This is a genomic window from Pseudoalteromonas sp. NH0006-26, assembly GCF_057552415.1.
This window is the reverse complement of sequence record NZ_BAAJMJ010000001.1, coordinates 641,231-659,896: the sequence shown is the minus strand read 5'-3', so window position 1 is coordinate 659,896 and position 18,666 is coordinate 641,231. Positions and strand designations below refer to the sequence as shown.

The 18,666-nt window shown below is 40.5% G+C and carries 12 protein-coding genes; 3 read left to right on the top strand and 9 right to left on the bottom strand.

The features are described 5' to 3' along the window. Nucleotides 1–969: 969 nt before the first annotated feature. Nucleotides 970–1,926, top strand: coding sequence for an integron integrase (locus tag AC27JR_RS02680; protein ID WP_487172707.1), 957 nt, complete (start codon nt 970–972; stop codon nt 1,924–1,926). 173 nt (nt 1,927–2,099) lie between these two features. Here the strand turns inward: AC27JR_RS02680 and AC27JR_RS02675 are convergent, their stop codons facing one another. The 5 genes from AC27JR_RS02675 to AC27JR_RS02655 all read right to left on the bottom strand — a co-directional run bounded on the left by AC27JR_RS02675 (nt 2,100) and on the right by AC27JR_RS02655 (nt 11,415). After that, nucleotides 2,100–4,355 (bottom strand): acyl-CoA dehydrogenase, encoded by a 2,256-nt coding sequence (locus AC27JR_RS02675; protein WP_054201229.1) that lies wholly within the window; start codon nt 4,353–4,355, stop codon nt 2,100–2,102. Between the two features lie 292 nt (nt 4,356–4,647). Continuing rightward, nucleotides 4,648–5,673 carry a zinc-binding dehydrogenase gene (locus tag AC27JR_RS02670; protein ID WP_010388996.1) on the bottom strand — a complete coding sequence of 342 codons (1,026 nt, stop codon included), beginning with the start codon at nt 5,671–5,673 and terminating at the stop codon, nt 4,648–4,650. 11 nt (nt 5,674–5,684) lie between these two features. Beyond that, complete coding sequence (locus AC27JR_RS02665; protein WP_487172706.1) at nt 5,685–7,094, bottom strand: TolC family protein; 1,410 nt, start codon at nt 7,092–7,094, stop codon at nt 5,685–5,687. Beyond that, nucleotides 7,087–10,236, bottom strand: coding sequence for an efflux RND transporter permease subunit (locus tag AC27JR_RS02660; RefSeq protein ID WP_054201232.1), 3,150 nt, complete (start codon nt 10,234–10,236; stop codon nt 7,087–7,089). The genes AC27JR_RS02665 and AC27JR_RS02660 overlap by 8 nt, the downstream gene beginning before the upstream one ends. A gap of 9 nt (nt 10,237–10,245) precedes the next feature. After that, a complete protein-coding gene (locus AC27JR_RS02655) occupies nt 10,246–11,415 on the bottom strand; it encodes an efflux RND transporter periplasmic adaptor subunit (protein ID WP_487172705.1) in 1,170 nt (389 codons plus the stop codon). A 117-nt stretch (nt 11,416–11,532) separates the two neighbouring features. On the opposite strand from AC27JR_RS02655, the gene AC27JR_RS02650 reads away from it, so the two are divergent. After that, entirely contained in the window at nt 11,533–12,471 is a 939-nt protein-coding gene (locus AC27JR_RS02650) for a LysR family transcriptional regulator (protein WP_487172704.1), read from the top strand. Between the two features lie 10 nt (nt 12,472–12,481). On the opposite strand, the gene AC27JR_RS02645 is transcribed toward AC27JR_RS02650, so the two are convergent. After that, on the bottom strand, nt 12,482–13,495 hold the full coding sequence (locus tag AC27JR_RS02645; protein ID WP_487172703.1) for a GGDEF domain-containing protein: 1,014 nt from the start codon (nt 13,493–13,495) through the stop codon (nt 12,482–12,484). A gap of 110 nt (nt 13,496–13,605) precedes the next feature. After that, complete coding sequence (locus AC27JR_RS02640; RefSeq protein WP_487172702.1) at nt 13,606–14,469, bottom strand: DUF6279 family lipoprotein; 864 nt, start codon at nt 14,467–14,469, stop codon at nt 13,606–13,608. A 313-nt stretch (nt 14,470–14,782) separates the two neighbouring features. Between AC27JR_RS02640 and AC27JR_RS02635 the strand changes: the two genes are divergently transcribed. Continuing rightward, nucleotides 14,783–15,508, top strand: coding sequence for a tetratricopeptide repeat protein (locus tag AC27JR_RS02635; protein ID WP_487172701.1), 726 nt, complete (start codon nt 14,783–14,785; stop codon nt 15,506–15,508). A gap of 73 nt (nt 15,509–15,581) precedes the next feature. On the opposite strand, the gene AC27JR_RS02630 is transcribed toward AC27JR_RS02635, so the two are convergent. Beyond that, nucleotides 15,582–17,000 (bottom strand): coniferyl aldehyde dehydrogenase, encoded by a 1,419-nt coding sequence (locus AC27JR_RS02630; protein WP_487172700.1) that lies wholly within the window; start codon nt 16,998–17,000, stop codon nt 15,582–15,584. 189 nt (nt 17,001–17,189) lie between these two features. Then, nucleotides 17,190–18,665 carry an SLC13 family permease gene (locus AC27JR_RS02625; protein ID WP_487172699.1) on the bottom strand — a complete coding sequence of 492 codons (1,476 nt, stop codon included), beginning with the start codon at nt 18,663–18,665 and terminating at the stop codon, nt 17,190–17,192. Between the last annotated feature and the right edge of the window lies 1 nt (nt 18,666).

Below are 18,666 nucleotides of genomic sequence, written 5' to 3'. Positions count from 1 at the left end.
CCCAATAAGAGGCTGATAATAGTTTGCTACAATGTGAAGCGAAGCGGAACCGAGCAAACTGTTAGCAGTCCTGCTTTATTGGCTTGTTAGAAGCGACTTACAACCACTAAACATGATTGATGTTTTCTATACCAATAAGCTATTAATTTTATTGAGTTTACGCTAATAAACCAAAAATACAAAACCCAAAAATGTCATTAAAAGCTGAATCAATATTTACAAATATAAAACGTAAATTGACAAAGCTTGCACGAAGTTTTCAACACGCTTTAACTTACTGATTTTCAATAAAACTTTAAAAAAGATAAACCATAAATCGCGGAGCATCTAACGCCGTAAATAAACGGCAAAAATTAGTTGGCTATAATTTGTGAGGTACGAACAAAGCCAACTGATTTTTGTCCGCCCTTTTTAATTTGCTTTGTTATATGCCCGATTACACCCCGAGATTTCTAAAAATTACCCGAGCTAACATCAATACAACAGTATAAATGAGAACTAATGTAACAAGCATTCCCAATAACCCCAAAAACACGACGTTCGTGGGTAATTCTCTCAGTGGCTGGTTTACATCTACGTTTAATACACCACCCAAATAGTGAACTAAAGACACAAACAGGAATGTGGAAATAAACACTAGAAGTGTATAAACGAAATAACGAACAACTTTTCCTTTTGGGTCCGGAGCAGAATCAAATCTATAATCGAATTTATTCAAGTGAAACTCCAAGTTTGTTCAGGGCATATAACAATTTTATAGTGCGCTCATCGCGCATATTTCTGCCAACGATACGCTCATGTATTTTATAAATCATTTTTACCAAATAACTTAACACATTGCTATATATAATTTTTTATTAGCACTCAAACTCTCAATAAAAGAGAAAATGCGCTCGCCGCTCATTTTCTTGAATATGTGTGCATCACAACTATACTGTATATAAAAACAGCACTATTATTGGTAATAGTATGAAAACACGTTCCCCATTTTTAAATTACATAGCTGAATATATGCTAGTTCGTCAATATTCATTACGCACCGTAGATACCTACCTAAGATGGATTGCATCTTATATCCATTTTCATAATAAACGCCATCCCGCCTCAATGGGGGACAATGAAGTCGAACGCTACTTAGAACATTTAGTGTTAAAGCAAAACGTTGCACCACGTACGCAAGCCACCGCACTCAATTCATTGTCATTTTTATACAAGCACATAATAAAAAAAGAACTCTCATTAAATTTAAATTTTGCCCATAGTAAAAAACAAGCAAAGCTCCCTGTAGTTATGACCCCAGAGGAAGTTAAAATGTTGATGGCTCATTTAAATAAGCGCTATTATTTAATTGCAGCCCTCATGTATGGAAGTGGCTTAAGAGTAATGGAAGCGGTGCAATTAAGAGTGAAAGATATTGATTTTGATTATAAATGCATTCAAGTATGGAATGGAAAAGGTAATAAACACCGCATTGTTACGCTGGCCACAGAGCTAATACCTATGCTAAGAAATCAAATTTTGAACGTTGATGACTATTTAAAACTGGATTTAAATAATACGGAATATTCTGGCGTATGGATGCCATATGCTTTAACAAAAAAATATCCAAGTGCCGCAAAATCGCTTGCGTGGCAGTATTTATTTCCTTCTCATATATTAAGTTCAGATCCTCAAAGTGGTGAAATAAGACGACATCATTTTCATCACTCTTGTATTAGAAAAGAGGTTAAAAAATCAGGATTAACAAAAATAATAACACCTCATACATTAAGACACTCTTTTGCTACTCATCTACTGCAAAATGGCGCCGATATAAGAACTGTTCAAGCTCAGCTTGGCCATTCTGATGTTAAAACCACACAAATATATACCCATGTACTGCAACAAGGTGCCAACGGGGTTGTTAGCCCTTTTTCAAGATTATAAGTGTCTCTTTTTAATCCTCTACGTATACATATTCGCTTTAAGACCAATACCGCTATCTATTTCTACTTTGAAAAACATAAAAAAGCCCCGCTTGATATTACTCAAGCAGGACTCCACACTAATTTTGTATCAATAAAAGCGCCTAAACTGCAGGCGCTTTGCATTATTGAATTTTATTGGTTAACCACGCTTTTAAGCGGATTAACTGGCTGTGCGTTGTCGTCTAGAATGTTCATATCGAAGTCGAACTCATCAACACGAATCGCTTTTTCACGCTTTTTGTTGTAATCACTTAACTGAACAAATTCAGCGTCGTTAATTACTTTTGCAGCAAGTGCATTTTCAAGCGTGATTGAAAAACGCGTACCCGGCTTAAAGGTTTTAGCACGTAGCGCTTTTTTCACTTTAGCTAATAGCTCAAGTGACGCCATTTTAGCTTTGTAAGCTTGCTCGTTGATGTGATGACCATCACCTTCAATTGGCTTAACTAAATGCGTTATTTGCGCTTTAAATGCCGTATCAAGCTGAGCTTGTTTTGCTAGTTCTCGGATTAAATCATCGCTAATTTTTGGCATTTTAGTTGAGTAGTTCATAGTAATGAAACGAATGAACTTACGAGTACCACTTGCAGGGAAGTTGTCTAAGAACTTGTGCAATGCTTCTTCTGCACTTTGTAGTGCAAAACGAGTCGCATAATGGAAATAAGGAGCCGCTTGCTCACGCTCGCTGCTTGCTACTTTTTGCTCGTAATACTTAATAGATGCCATAGCTGCATACAAGAAGCTCATTACATCGCCTAAACGTGCTGAAAGCATTTCAGCCTGCTTTAATTTACCGCCAAGTACTAGTAATGAGAAGTCAGCATATACAGCTAATTTAGCTGATAGTTTATGTACTGCTTTTTCGTAGTCACGTACTTCTGGTAATGCAGAGCTTGCGCCAGCAGTAAATGGTAGTACCCCTAAACGGAATGCACGTAAGCTATTTGCTGTGCTGTAACCAACCGTTTTACGTAAAATACCGTTAAATTCTGCATCTGCGTTTTTGTCATCGCTGTGAATAGACTCAACCATAGATTGTAAGTATGGGTGACAACGCATAACACCTTGACCAAAGATCATCAGGTTACGAGTAAGAATGTTTGCGCCCTCTACCGTAATGGCAATTGGCTGCGCCACATAACCGCTAGCAAGCGTGTTTTGAGGACCATTCTGAATTGCTTTACCCGCTTGAATATCCATTGCTGAGTCAAGCACATCACGGCCAAGCTCTGTCATATGGTATTTAGCGATTGCAGTTACTACCGATGGTTTTAAGCCCATGCCTAAACCTTCAGTTGTCAATACTCGCATTGCTTCTTGTAGGTATGTTTTACCTGCAATGTCAGCTAGCTTTTCTTGAATACCTTCAAATTGGCCAATTGATAAACCAAACTGTTCACGCACTGCTGCGTACTCAGAAGCTGATTTAAATGCAACTTGTGCTGTACTTACACCCAATGCTGGTAATGAAATACCACGACCTGCGCCTAAACAGCTAACTAGCATTTGCCAACCGCGACCGATGTTTTTCTGACCACCGATAATAAAGTCCATTGGTACAAATACTTTGTTACCACGTGTAGTACCGTTGTAAAAACGGATACCCATAGGATCATGACGGTTACCAAGTTCTACACCAGGGTGCTCTTTTGGAATAAGTGCACAAGTAATACCTAGGTTTTCTTTGCCACCCAATAAACCATCAGGGTCAACCACTTTAAACGCTAAACCAAGTACAGTAGCAATTGGTGCGAGTGTAATGTAGCGCTTGTCCCATGTAATTTCTAGGCCAAGTACTTCTTCGCCGTTATACATGCCTTTAGTTACGGTACCTACATCAGGAATACCGCCTGCATCAGAACCTGCTTCTGGGCTGGTTAATGCAAAACATGGAATGTCTGTACCATTTGCTAAACGTGGTAAGTAATGTGCTTGTTGCTCATCTGTACCGAAGTGAAGTAATAACTCACCTGGGCCTAACGAGTTTGGTACCATTACAGTTACTGCAACAGCTGAACTTTTAGTTGCGATAGTACCTACAATTGTTGAGTTAGCGTATGGGCTGAACTCTAAACCGCCAAACGATTTAGGGATGATCAGCGAGAAGAAACGCTCTTTTTTCAAAAACTCTAAAATGTCGTTTGGTAAATGAATACCATTTTGAATGACTGAATCATCAATCATGCCTAGTAGTTCTTGTACTGGACCGTCTAGAAACGCTTGTTCGTCTGCGGTTAATTTTGCCGCAGGTACATCGCGTAGCGCGCTAAAATCTGGTTTACCTTGGTAGATAGACCCTTCTAGCCATACATCGCCAGCGTCTAGCGCTTCTTGCTCAGTAACTGAAATACTTGGTAATACTTTTTTTAATTTTGTACGTAAACTCATAACGAACTCATCCGACCAGATAAATAATACCTACATTACGTCATAAAAATCGGTTTAGATCAATTACTCTATTCAATTAATTAACAGTTTTTTCAATTTATTTTCTTTACCTGAACGTAAACTGTTGAAATAAAAAGGCTTACACATGTACGCTGAATTATTATTTTTTTTGTTAAAAATTTAATAGTTCTGGTTGTTGGCGCCGCAAATACGGATTTGGTAATAAAGTAGAAACAAAAAAGCGCAGCCTAAAATTAGGCTGCGCTTTTTAAATATGGGAATGTGAGTAAACCTAGCTTATTTTAACCACTTGTTTACCTGTAAAACCACCTGCTAACTGGTTGTTTAATGCGCTAGAAACAGCCTTTGCGTTAAAATCAACAGCTAATACTTCTGGAGGAATTATTTCGCCATTAGAGACCGTTTCAAGCAACAAATTACCCATAAAACTCATGCGCTGCTGCGCGCATAGGCTATTGGCTAACCACGCGCCACCTAAGGATACAATACTAATATTGGGTGCTCTACGGTACATTAGCTGCTGTTCAAAATTAGGCAGTGGATTTAAACAAGCAATACGACCACAAAAACGCATTAGCTCGATATTTTGAATGGTCGATTCCCCACCCATAATATCAATAACGGCATCAAATCCTTGTGGGCCAAGCTCTCGGCGAATTTTGTCACATAAGGCTTTGTCATTATAATCAAAGACTACATCAGCCCCTAGCTGCTTAACCAGTTTGTGGTTACGCTTGGAGGCGGTTGTAAATACATCGGCACCACGCTGCTTTGCAAATTGAATAGCAAATTGACCCACTGCACCTGCCCCGCCTTCAACAAAGAGGGTATCGCCCTCAGTTACGGCTAATTTATCTAAGCTGATAAGCGCTGCCATTCCGGCGCAGGGCAAAGTAGCAGCCTTATCACTGGCTAATTGCTGCGGAATGATAGACACTGCATAATTAGGCACTTTTGCGTATTCGCTCAATATCCCTTGCTCACCAATACTGGCGTGCCACATTACACGCTCACCCACGCCAGGAAATACGCCTTTACCCGCTTTAACCACTACACCCACTGCATCCAAGCCTAAAACATGCGGATACTGCCATAAACAAAAGCCAGATTTAGCAAATTGCGCATCCACCGGATTTAAACCAACATACTCCACTTTTACTAACAGCTCATTACCTGTGCATTGAGGCACAGGTAATTGAATATCCGTTAAGTTAATATCCTCATTAGGCTCTATTAAGGCAATAGCCTGCATAGATGAAGGAATAGTATCTGGGTTTGTAACTACAGTATTAGGCATCAAAAACTCTACTAGTTAGTATTACTTAACGCGTAACTCCATCGTCCATTAAATGACTGGTAAGCATTTACCTTAGCCAGTAACGATGAAATAGTTGAATCAACAGCATTTTCTTGTGCTATTAAAACATCCTGACGTGCATCTAACAACTCTAAGTAAGGAATTTGCCCTTCTTCATACATTGCTTGTGCTTGTAAAAATGCATTATTAGCAAATTGATACCGCTGCTCAGCAAAACGCGATTGCTGTGCTTGATTGACCAAGTATTGCAATGAAAGTTCACTCTCGTTAATCGCTTTTAACACCACTTGTTGATAGTCAGTATAAGCAGCTTGACTTAAAAACTGCTGCGCATCACGCTGAGCCAACAACGCAGGATAACTCAATAAAGACCATTGTACTTGTGGTGCAACTTGCCACTGCTGCTGGGTGTCGCTAAAACCATTACTGCCCAAACTTAGCACGCCTGCAAAACCACTTAAGCTGATATCGGGTAATAGAGCTTTACTGGCTGCCACACTTAAACTATTTGCTTGGCTAAAGTCATATAATGCTCGGCTAATATCGGGCCGCAGTGCAATCGCTTGATTTGGCTTTGCTAGTGACACTTGAAATACCTTGCTCAATACAGCACGTTCATCTTTAATACTCAGTGATTGCGTTGGTTGTGCACTTAATACCGCCAGCGTAGATAAGTCACGAAACTTAGCATATTCAATCGCCGGAATGAGCGCTTGTTGCTGCCTAAGTTGCGCCATGGTGCGGTTTAAATCAAGCTCATTTGCCACACCTTCATCTACTTGCGCCTGCAGCACTTGAATGCTTTGTTCAAGTGCTTCTATTTGCATTTCAATAATTTGTTGCTTTTGCAGGTTGCCCTGATAGCTGGCAAACCCTTTAACCACAGATGACACAACTTCAATTTGTAATAGCCTAACTTGCTCTGCTTGGCTCATAGCTTGTGAATTTGCGGCATCAACGAGTGCAGTTATTCGACCAAATAAGTCGAGCTGCCAGTCAAGTGCAACATTTGCACTTGACTGTCGGCTATTGGTATCGCCTAGTCCACTTCGTTTAGATCCAACCTCAACTCCGCCTTGCGGTAAGTATTGTGCTTGTTGTTCACCAATACGTGCCAACGCACTTTTAAGCACTAACTGACTCGTTTGTAAGTCGTAGTTATTAGCTAATGCGTTGCTAACAAGCTGGTTTAATTGCGCTGAACCTAACTTGTACCACCAGTTTTGCTCATCTTCACCAACATACTGTTCTGCCGATATTGCTTGGGCAACAAACTCGTTTACTTGTTGTTGCTCAGCTGCTGTATCTATTTTGCTCGCACAGCCAGATAACACTGCAATCGCTAACACTGAGCCTAAAAATGCCGGCATTTTAAATTTGTTTAAATGTAATTTAGTCATTTGAAGACTCCTCAGCGCGCTGCTTTTTTACCACCAGCATGTAAAACACTGGCGTAAATAATAGCCCAAATACAGTCACACCAATCATACCTGAGAATACTGCGTTACCCATTGCATGACGCATTTCAGCACCGGCACCGGTTGCCAACACTAACGGAATAACACCCGCGGTAAAGGCAATTGAGGTCATTAAAATAGGACGTAAACGCATGCGACACGCTGCCAACATAGCCTCGAGGTGCGATAATCCAGTGTCGTGTTTATCTTTGGCAAATTCCACCATTAAAATGGCGTTTTTAGAGGCCAGTGCCACCAGTACAATTAACGCTATTTGGGTAAATATATTGTTGTCTGAGCCTACAAACCACACCCCTAATAACGCAGAGAATATAGTCATAGGTACAATTAAAATAATGGCCAATGGTAAACGTAGGCTTTCATACTGTGCAGCCAGTACCATAAACACAAGCAATACCACCAGTGGGAACACGTACACCATAGTATTACCGGCAAGTACTTGCTGATACGTTACCTCAGTCCACTCATATTCAATACCAGTAGGTAGCGTTTTCGCCAATACATTTTCAATCGCTGTTTGCGCTTGGTCTGAGCTGTAACCTGGCGCTGGGCTGCCGTTAAGTTCAGCACTTGGGTAACCGTTGTAGTGCATAACACGATCAGGGCCTATAGTTGGCGTTACCGTAAGCACTGAGCCTAGTGGCACCATATTACCTGCACGATTACGTACTTTTAGGTTTAGTATTTGCTCTGGGTCTACCCTAAATTCAGCATCTGCTTGAGCATTTACTTGGTAGGTACGACCAAACATATTAAAGTCGTTTACATACACTGAGCCTAAATAAATCTGCAATGAGTTAAATACTTCATCAAGCGCAATACCTTGGATAAGTGCTTGTTCGCGGTCAATATCAATATCCATTTGCGGTACTTGAATTCTAAAGCTTGAATACAGCCCCATTAACGCCGGATCTTTTTGCGCCGCAGCAATCACTGATTGCAAGCTATTAAATAATGCTTCAAAGCCTTTGTTTGCTCTATCTTCAATTTGCAGTTTAAAGCCACCTGTAGTGCCTAATCCTTGAATTGGCGGTGGCGGAAATACAGCCACAAACGCTTCATCAATTGCCGCAAAACGCTGATTTAACTGCGCCGCAATAGCCGAAGCCGACATACTCGGATCGGTACGCTCTGCAAAAGGCGCCAATGGTGTAAACACAATGCCGCTATTAGGGCTATTAGTAAAACCATTTACAGATAGGCCTGGAAACGCCACAGTGTTTGCAACACCTGGAACCTCGAGCGCTATTTGCTGCATTTGTTTTACTACCGCTTCAGTTCTGTCTAAGCTTGCTGCATCTGGTAGCTGCGCAATGGCAACTAAGTATTGCTTATCTTGCTGTGGTATAAAGCCACCAGGTACCGCGTCAAACAGCTTAATCGTACCGCCAACTAAAGCAACATAGGCAACCATTACCACCACGCTCATACGAATAAGCTTTTGTACTAGCTTTTCATACCCTGTTGCACCACGGTTAAACAGTCGATTAAATGGTTTGAATAACCAGCGACCAAATAACTTATCTAATAAGCGGGTAAACGCATCTGGTTTTGCGTCGTGCGATTTTAACAATAAGGCTGCTAGCGCCGGCGACAATGTCAGTGAGTTAAACGCTGAAATAACTGTTGAAATAGTTATGGTTAAAGCAAATTGCTTATAAAACTGTCCAGAAAGTCCAGTAATAAAGGCCGTTGGAATAAATACCGCACACAATACCAATGCAATCGCAATAATTGGGCCGGTTACCTCTGTCATTGCAACGCGTGTTGCTTCAAGCGGCGATAAGCCGTTTTCTATATTTCGTTCAACATTTTCGACCACTACAATCGCATCATCAACCACAATACCTATAGCCAGTACTAAACCAAATAGCGATAAGGTATTAATAGAAACACCAAGCCATTGCATTACAGCAAAGGTACCAATGAGTGAAACTGGCACAGCTATAAGCGGAATAATAGATGCGCGCCACGTCTGTAAGAATACAATAACTACAATAACAACCAATGCGATTGCTTCAAGCAATGTCGCTATTACCGCATCAATAGAGCCACGAACAAACACAGTTGGATCATAAACAATGTCGTATTCAACACCTTCAGGAAAATCTTTCGATAAACGTGCCATGGTTTCACGGACCTGATCTGAAAGCTCAATGGCATTTGAACCCGGGCGTTGAAATATTGGCATTGCCAATGCGGGTTGATTATCAAGTTCAGCACGCAGTGAGTACGAGTCTTGGCCTAAGTCAACACGCGCCACATCTGACAAACGCGTAAGTTGCCCTTGCTCACCGACTTTAATAATGACCTGCTTAAATTCTTCAATGCTATTTAGGCGGCCTTTCACGTTTAATAAAATTTGAAATTGGCTATCGTTAGAGATTGGTTGAGCACCTAAGCTACCCGCTGCAACTTGCTGATTTTGCGAGCGCAAAGCAGCCACAACATCGGTTGCTGTAAGCTCACGTGCTGCTAATGCATCTGGATTTAACCACACACGCATAGCATATTTACCACCGCCAAATAACTGAATATCACCCACGCCAGGTAAACGAGCTATTTCATCTTTAATGTTTAAATCGGCATAATTTGATAAATACGCCGTATCATGGCTATTCTGGGGTGAATATAAATGCACCACCATGGTTAAATCGGGTGATGACTTTTCAGCAACTACCCCTAAACGCTGTACCTCTTGTGGTAACCTCGGTAATGCACTATTTACTCGGTTTTGCACCTGTACTTGAGCACGGTCTAAATCCGTCCCTAAGGCAAATGTTACGGTTAAAGTCATGCGCCCGTCACTGGTCGCTTGTGAAAACATATATAGCATGTTTTCAGTACCGTTTATTTCTTGTTCAAGCGGTGTTGCCACTGTTTGTGCAATAACCGTTGGGTTTGCGCCCGGGTAACTGGCTGTCACTACCACTGTGGGTGGCACAACTTCTGGGTATTCACTGACTGGCAGCTGAAATAAAGAAATGCCACCTGCAATCAAAATAATCAGCGACAGCATGGCCGCAAAAATCGGTCGCTGGATAAAAAAGTGTGAAAATTTCATTTAATAACCTTATTGCTTAGCAACTAAATCGGCAGGGTTAGCAGTGAGTGTAAATGCCACACCTTGGGTATTAATTGTCACTTTATTTGGTGATATTGGCATGCCAGGTCCTACGCGAGCTGGCCCATTCACTGCAATCACATCACCTTGTTTAAGGCCAGAGGTAATGGCACGTAATGCGCCATAGCGCTCACCTACAGTAACCAATTTATATTGCAGTACATTATTTTCGCCCACAGTAAGAACAAAACGATTTTTTAAATCAGTACCAATAGCTCTATCTGGAATAATGACGGTTTCGCGTATTGCATTGGCAGCCAATTTAATCCGTGCAAAAGAGCCTGAGCGTAGCTCGTTACTACGATCTTCAAATACCGCTCGTACACGTAATGTGCCAGTAGAAGCATTAATTTGGTTATCTATAAAGTTGATGTGGCCGTTGTAATTAAAATCACTCTGCCCTACTTTTTGCATAACGACAGGTTGCTTGCTTGATGCAGTAACATCATCAAATGCATTGTTCCAAGTGCGTTCATCGACATCAAAGTAAGCATACATTTTGTCATTTGAAACAATTGAAGTGAGCACGCTTTGCCCGGCAAGGACGTTGTTACCTTTAGTGATGTTTGCGCGAGAGATAATTCCATCAATAGGTGAAACCACAGAGGTAAACTCTAAATCAAGTTCTGCGGCTTTAAGCTGAGCTTTAAGTGCAGCAAGTTGTGCTTCACGTTGACGTAACGTTGAGGTACGAGCTTGCGCTTGTTCTGTAGAAATTGCTTTACGCTCAGTTAGACGCACTGCACGTGATGCTTCGCTTTTTGCTTGTTCAAGAGCCGCTTGTGCACTTTTAACCTGAGCTTGTAAACTAGCTACCGTGGCTCTAAATGAACGATCATCAAGGCGAAATAACACATCACCTTGTTTAACAGCATCCCCTTCTTTAAATTCAATTTGCTCAATAATGCCTGATACACGCGGCATTAATGCCACTTTTTGCGGTGACTCTAAGCGCGTTGTATAGGTATGCCAACTTTGTACAGGCTTGACCAGGACTTGGGCTACATCAATAGCTTGATATTGTTGTGCGGGTGCTGATTGCGCTGTGCTTTCTTCAGCACAACCGGTCAGAGTAATTAATGCAACAGATAAGGCTGTAGCAACTAAGTGTTTGTTCATAACGACGCTCCTGTTAATTAGGCGATACATAATACGGAACATACTTGTTGACAAAAACAATAGATTTTTAAATTCATTAGTGCCAAAATGGCATCAAAGTGACACAATGGTGCAATAATGGATACAACAAGCCGACTCTTAATGCTGCTTGAAGTGGTTGAGCAGGGATCATTTGCTAAAGCTGCTGAAATACGCAACATTGATCGTTCCGTGATCTCTAAACAAATCAGTCGTTTAGAAGATGAGCTAGGGGTAAGGCTATTAAATCGAACCACCCGTTCGTTTTCACTTACCGCAGCAGGCGCTGAAATGATAAAAAAAGCGGACGAGTTGCGAAGCCTACTCGGCGATACCCTGCGTATGGCAGAAAATTATCACTTAGAACCTCGTGGCGTATTAAAAATTACCTCATCGACTTTAATAGGTCGGCGTTATTTACAGCCTGTTATTAACGATTTTCAAAAACGCTTTCCGCAAGTGGAAGTAGAACTTCGTTTAGATGATCGGCTTGTCGATATTGTCTCAGAAGGATTTGATTTGGCGTTTAGAGTGGGAGAGCCAAAAGACTCCTCTTTAATTGCTCGAAAAATTGCGCGTAATCGTTTATTGCTTTTAGCTTCACCTGCATTTATTGAAACCTATGGTATGCCAACAAACATAATTGATTTGGCACAATTACCCGCCGCTAGTTACGCAAGCAGTTCCCTGCGTGTTGATGGGGTAAGTTACTACAACCACCTTGGTGAACAATGTGAACAAAAAATTAAAAGTGTATTTAGAGCCAATGATGCCGAAGCACTATTAATGAAAACACTCTCAGGGACCACTTACTTTTTAGCCCCCGCGTTCATCTTAGATAAAGAACTGATTGATGGACAACTGGTGCCTTTATTAACGGATCTTAAATTAATGGAGCACAGTGCCATGTATGCGGTATATCCACATCGTGATTTACCGGTAAGAACGCGGTTATTTTTTGATGCCGTGCGCGAGTATATTGGTAAAGATAAACCAATTTGGGAAAACAGTATTCCTGACTTTGATCAAATGTATTAAATCATCAAATTTAAGCCAGCGCTAAAATATCAGTACAGACCTCGTTACGGCCAGTTTCTTTGGCTTTATAAAGTTGTTTATCAGCCAAGTCTATTAATTCGCTAAGGCTCTGATGTTGGTATTGCACAACACCTACACTGGCAGTTAATTTAATGGTTTCACCATTGGCAATGATGTGCTTATTTTGTATTGCGAGTCTTAATTTTTCAGCCATAGCCAAAGCTGCTTGCGGGCTATCAAAGTTGCTCATTAGTGAAAACTCTTCACCCCCCACTCTAAACACATATCCTTTAGCAAAAGTGACGCGAAGTAGTGTTGCTAGCTCAACCAATACTTTATCACCCACCTCGTGCCCATACTGATCATTAATTTGTTTAAAGTAGTCTAAATCAAGTAAAAACAAGTAGAGTTGCGACTTATCTCTGAGCTCTACTTCAAAATAGTGATTCATTGATAAACGATTACCAGCACCGGTCAGAGGATCAAGTAAGGCTAAGTTTTTCAAACGTTTTGAAAAGTCAGCTCTGTTACCTTCAAAAACATGCGAAATGGCCCATAAGCTTATGTATACAAATAATAAATTAAGCCCTAGGTTAATAGCTGCAAACGATGAATATGGCAGTTTTTGAGATAATACCAGCAGCTGTAGACCAAGTAATGCCGCAGACAAAAATAACCCGTAACGCCTGCCAAGTAGCAAGTAATAAAGAATAGGTAAAATAAATGTCCATAAAAACAGGCCGTTTTCAAGGGGGGCTAAGTAAGTGCCGCATAACACAATTAGAGAGATAGTTAAGCACATGGTAATGGCATGCCAGCTTTTTGGATAATGCTTTTGTGAGTGCTTAAAGATATACAAACATAACAAGGAAAAGGCAATTTCGAGGCCACCAACAAGGTGTAAATTATTTACCGATAAATTAAAACCGGCAAACACCAACGACAAAAAACCAAAGCAAATGCACATCCACTTAAGAACGTGCTTGCGTAGTGTTTTTGTACTATTAAGTGCAGCTATATCCATGGATAACTTAAAATATTTTTGATGGTTTATATTAACCCTGAAATGCAAAAATCACAATTTTCAGCTTAAATAAGCTCGCAAAAATAAGCTAAAAGAATTAGAAAAAACGCTCACTCCGTAAGCAGTTCATTAACAGTACCCACTAAATCAGCAAATTCCTCATCAACATGCGCTAACTGTTTAGTGCTCAGGGTTTTATTTAACTTAAGTAGTAGCTGCGCATAGGCTTTCAAATTTTGCTCATTTAGCTCAAGCAACTCATTACTCATATACTGCTCACGCTCTGTAATAATGGTGCGTAATTGCTGGCTAAATTCTGCCTCGCTAAGTGTTTGTTGGGTAAAAAGTGCTTCAAGTGCGGCTAAACGCGTTAGTTTATAGTCGTACCATAAATCACTGGTAGGGGTATGATCACTGTTGGCTTGTGATATCAACGTTTGCTGCTCAGAAGTGAGTTTACCAAGCCATTGCTTGTAGTAATCTAGTTGTCTTTCTAAGCGTTGCTGCAGGTGCTCGTCTTTGGTTAATGAGGTGTGCTCTTGAATTTCCTCATTAATTTTCTCGCGTATGTTTTCTACCATTTCATTACGTTGTGATGGAGTTAACGTCATGGCTAACTCAATTAAAGGATCACTGGTATGCAGTAGCAAGTTTCGCCAATGCTGCTTAACTTGGGTTATTTTTTCCATCAACTGCGCAGTATCGGCTTCATTATTTAGCAATTGCCTTAAGTCGAGTAAATCGGCTTTATATTTTGGTAATTCAACTTCACGATGCCAATCACGGGTGTCGTTAATAATCGCTTTTAACTGCTTAGATTGGCTTTTGTTAAGATCCACGTAATCATCAACCCAAAATGACGATAACCAGCCAAGGTTGTTATAAGCAAATGAGGTTGAACAGCTGGCAATAAATAACAAACTTAGTATGAAAACAAGTTTGCTTAGTTTTATATTTTTTAATCTATTAAACATGAACAGACCCCAATGTATGATGATTTAGTTGCAACAAATCATCATAAATAATTATGTAAGTTATTGCTCGCCTTTTATTTTTTTTCATTTTTCTATAAACTCGCTAGCTAACAAATTTGATATTATAGCTATATACCTAAATTAGCATTTTTTGAGCTATAGTTAAGGCAACTTGTTAATACGTTTGTATATCTAGGTTATAAACGTTGGCGTTATTAATTTAGCTCATAATCATTTACCTTCTCGAGTAAAAAGTAAATAATTAATCATTATGATGCTTACTCACAACGATAACTAATTTGGAGACATGCTTATGTCACAGTCTAATTTAAAAGCAATATTCTTTGCGGGCATTATACTTGCTACACCTTATGCTTATGCTGGGCTTGAAGAAGGTAAAATAGCTGCAAATGCAGGTCAATTTGAGGAAGCATTAAAAGAGTTTAATTACCTTGCTGACAAAGGCTATGCCCCTGGTATTTACGAATTAGGAAAGCTATACGAAGGCGGCCATGGGGTAACTCGCGACTACTACAAAGCAGCCGATCTTTACCAACAAGCAGTTAAAAAAAATCACGTCGACTCGATGTTTGCACTTGCGGTATTGTATGACGAAGGTAACGGCGTAAAATTAGACAAACAAATGGCGATTAGCTTATTTGAGAAAGCAGCCAATAAAAACCTTCCTGCGGCACAATATAACTTAGGTGTTATGTACGCTAATGGCGATGGTGTCAGCCAAGACTACAAAACGGCCAGAAGCTGGTATGAAAAAGCCGCCGCTAATAATTACACCCTTGCACAATTTAATTTAGCACTGATGTATTTTGAAGGTTTAGGCGTGCCAAAAAACCTTGAAATGTCGTATGTGTGGAATACCATTGCTGAATACAACGGTAATATGCAAGCCAGTCACAGCCGTAAGCTTGATGAAAGATCCATGCTACCTAAAGAAGTCGCTGAGGCTAAAGAAAAAGCCGATGCTATTTATAACAAAATTTTAGCGGGTACTTATGCTGGCGAAGGGCGAATGTTTTAAGCAAATAGAATAACAAAAAAAGCTGAATGAGGTGATTCATTCAGCTTTTTTTGTTTTAGGCGCTGCAAGTTATTTATTTCACATAAAGCCATTTTAATACTTTGATCAGTAATTTATTTTGTTTGAGTAACAAACCTATACGTGGGTTAATTGAGCCTGATACTAAAGTGTTTCTTGCGTGGCTAAAGGTTAAAAAGCCTTCTTTGCCATGATAATGTCCCATACCTGAATGACCTACCCCACCAAACGGCACATCATCTGCAGCTACTTGTATTAGGGTGTCGTTAACTGCAACGGTTCCGCTAATTGTCTGGCTCATTATGTAGGCCTGTGCTTGCTTATCTTGACCTAGTATATACAGCGCTAATGGATGATGGCGTAAGCGAATATAATTGAGCGCATCATCTAATTTGTCATAACTCATAATCGGTAAAATAGGCCCAAATAACTCTTCTTGCATTAATTGCATCTCGTCAGTGACGTGCGTCACAATATGCAGGCCCATCCGGTGCTTATCAGCATCTTGTTGATTTTGCTCAAGCGGTTTCGTTATTTTAGCGCCTTGTTGTTGCGCTTGCTCTAAATAACCCAGCAGACGTTGATAGTGCGCAGGACTAATAATAGAGGTCAGGTTTTTACCTTCAACACCTTGTTTAAAATGCTTTTTATAAAGTGTGCACACAGCTTTAATAAACTGATGTTCTAATGCTTTAGGCACAAATACGTAGTCAGGTGCAACACATATTTGCCCTGCATTGGCCATTTTTCCAAATAACAAAGCACGAGCCGCTTTATTAACGTCTGCTTTTTCTAACACAATAACTGGCGATTTTCCGCCAAGCTCTAAGGTTACCGGGGTTAAATTTTTACTCGCTGCGCCCATTACCAACTTACCAACCGCTGTTGAGCCAGTAAATAATAAGTGTGCAAAGGGTAATGATGAAAATTCGCTCGCCACATCACTACCCCCTTGAATAATTGTGCAGTGTTGGCTTAATTCACCGGCGAATACTTTTTCAAGAACGGCATTGGTGTTAGGCGTAAATTCGCTGAGCTTTAGCATCACCCTATTACCCGCGGCAATAGCAGTAATAACAGGCACAATGGCTAATTGAATAGGATAATTCCACGGTGCAATCACACCTACCACGCCAATCGGCTGATAGGTTACACTTACTTTTGAGGGCCATAAGCTTAACCCCGCGCTGCGATGACTAGGCTTAGACCAGCGAGGGAGCTTTTTAATAATATGTGCAAGCCCTTGCATGGTGGGCAAAATATCCCCCACTAAAGTGTCAAATGCAGTTCGATAACCAAAATCTTTGGATACCGCTGCAATTAAGTCTTGCTCTAGCGTTACAATGTTAGCCCGTACTTGCTTAAGTAAAGCAAGGCGTTGCTCAATGGGTAAATAAGGGGTGTCTTGAAAAGAGTGCTTTAGTTCATTAAATTGTGAACGCAAAGACCCTGTAGATAATGTGTCAGTGATCAAAATAGGCTACTCGATTTATAACGTTTTCAAGACTATAACCTTGTTCTGTTACACGAGCAATAAAGAGTGATTTTGCAGCGCAATGAAAAACGTTGCAAAAACACTCAAAAAGGTTGGTTGGAACTCATACCGATGCACTGCTTTTGTGTGCATCGGTTATCTGTTTTGTTAGTTGATTAAAGTGGGTTATTAAAAGCCAAACACCTGAGCTGCAATAGTCATTGTCACTAACGTGATTAAGACAATCGCAACAATATTTAACACAAAGCCAGCACGGATCATGTCTTTCATTTTAATTTCGCCCGAACCAAATACAATTGCATTCGGTGGTGTAGCCACTGGCATCATAAACGCACAACTACATGCAATCGCTGCAGGAATAACCCACACTAACGGGCTGCCAGTTATTGACTCAGCAACTGGGCCTAGTAATGGTAAAAAGCCTGCGGCTGTTGCCGTATTACTGGTAATTTCCGTTAAGAAAGTAATGAGTGCCACCACCACAAGAATGCTCATAACTAAAGGAATTGCACTGGCACCCTCAATCATGTTGGCAATGTAATCGGCTAATCCTGATGATTTAATTTGCGAGGCTAGCGTCAAGCCGCCCCCAAATAAAAGCAACACACCCCAAGGCACTTTGGCTGCACTTTCCCAATCTAAAATTCGCTCATCACTGCCTTTATTAGCAGGTAGTACAAATAAAAGTAATGCGGCTGCAATTGCAATACCCGTATCTGAAATTTTAAGGCCGGTCACATCACCTAGTAATGGTCTAAATATCCAACACACAGCCGCAAACATAAACACAAACAATACACCCTTTTCAGCACGTTGCATGAGTCCTAGGTCTTTTAGCTGCGAAGAAAATACCGCTTTAGTGTCAATTCGCTTGTTTGCTTGTACATTCGCATCAACTTTGTAGGTAAATTTAGTTAACCAAATCCAGCTGATGATTAACATGCCAAGTGCTAATGGCACACCAACTATCATCCACTGGGCAAAGCCAATTTCAATCTGGTAGCTATCTGATAGGTACGCAGCCATTAATGCATTTGGAGGAGTACCAATTAAAGTAGCAATACCACCAATACTCGCACCATAAGCAATAGAGAGTAAAAGTGCTTTACCAAACCCCTCATTACTAGGATCTGAGCTTTTAACTAAATGAGTGATAGATAAGGCAATAGGCAACATCATTACTGCTGTAGCGGTGTTAGACATCCACATTGATAAAAATGCAGTCACTAACATCATCGCTAAAATTTGTAAACTTGGTTTTTTACCTGCATAAAGCATAGTTCTTAAAGCAATTCGTTTGTGTAATCCCCAACGCTCCATAGCAATTGAGATTAAAAAACCACCTAAAAATAGAAAGATCAACGGATGCGCATAAGGGGCTGCAACACTCTTTATAGCCGCTATATCTACAATAGGCGAAATCACTAACGGGAGTAATGCAGTAGCAGGAATAGGCACAACTTCACTTACCCACCACGACGCCATCCAAAATGCTAAGCCTGCAGTTTTAAAGGCAGCAGCCGACATTCCTACTGGCGGCTCAACTAAGCAGGTCAGTAACATTACACACGGACCAAGTAACAATAACAGCCATTGCATAAACGGCTTTTTATTGGCGTTATTTTCTAAAATACGTTTTGTCATT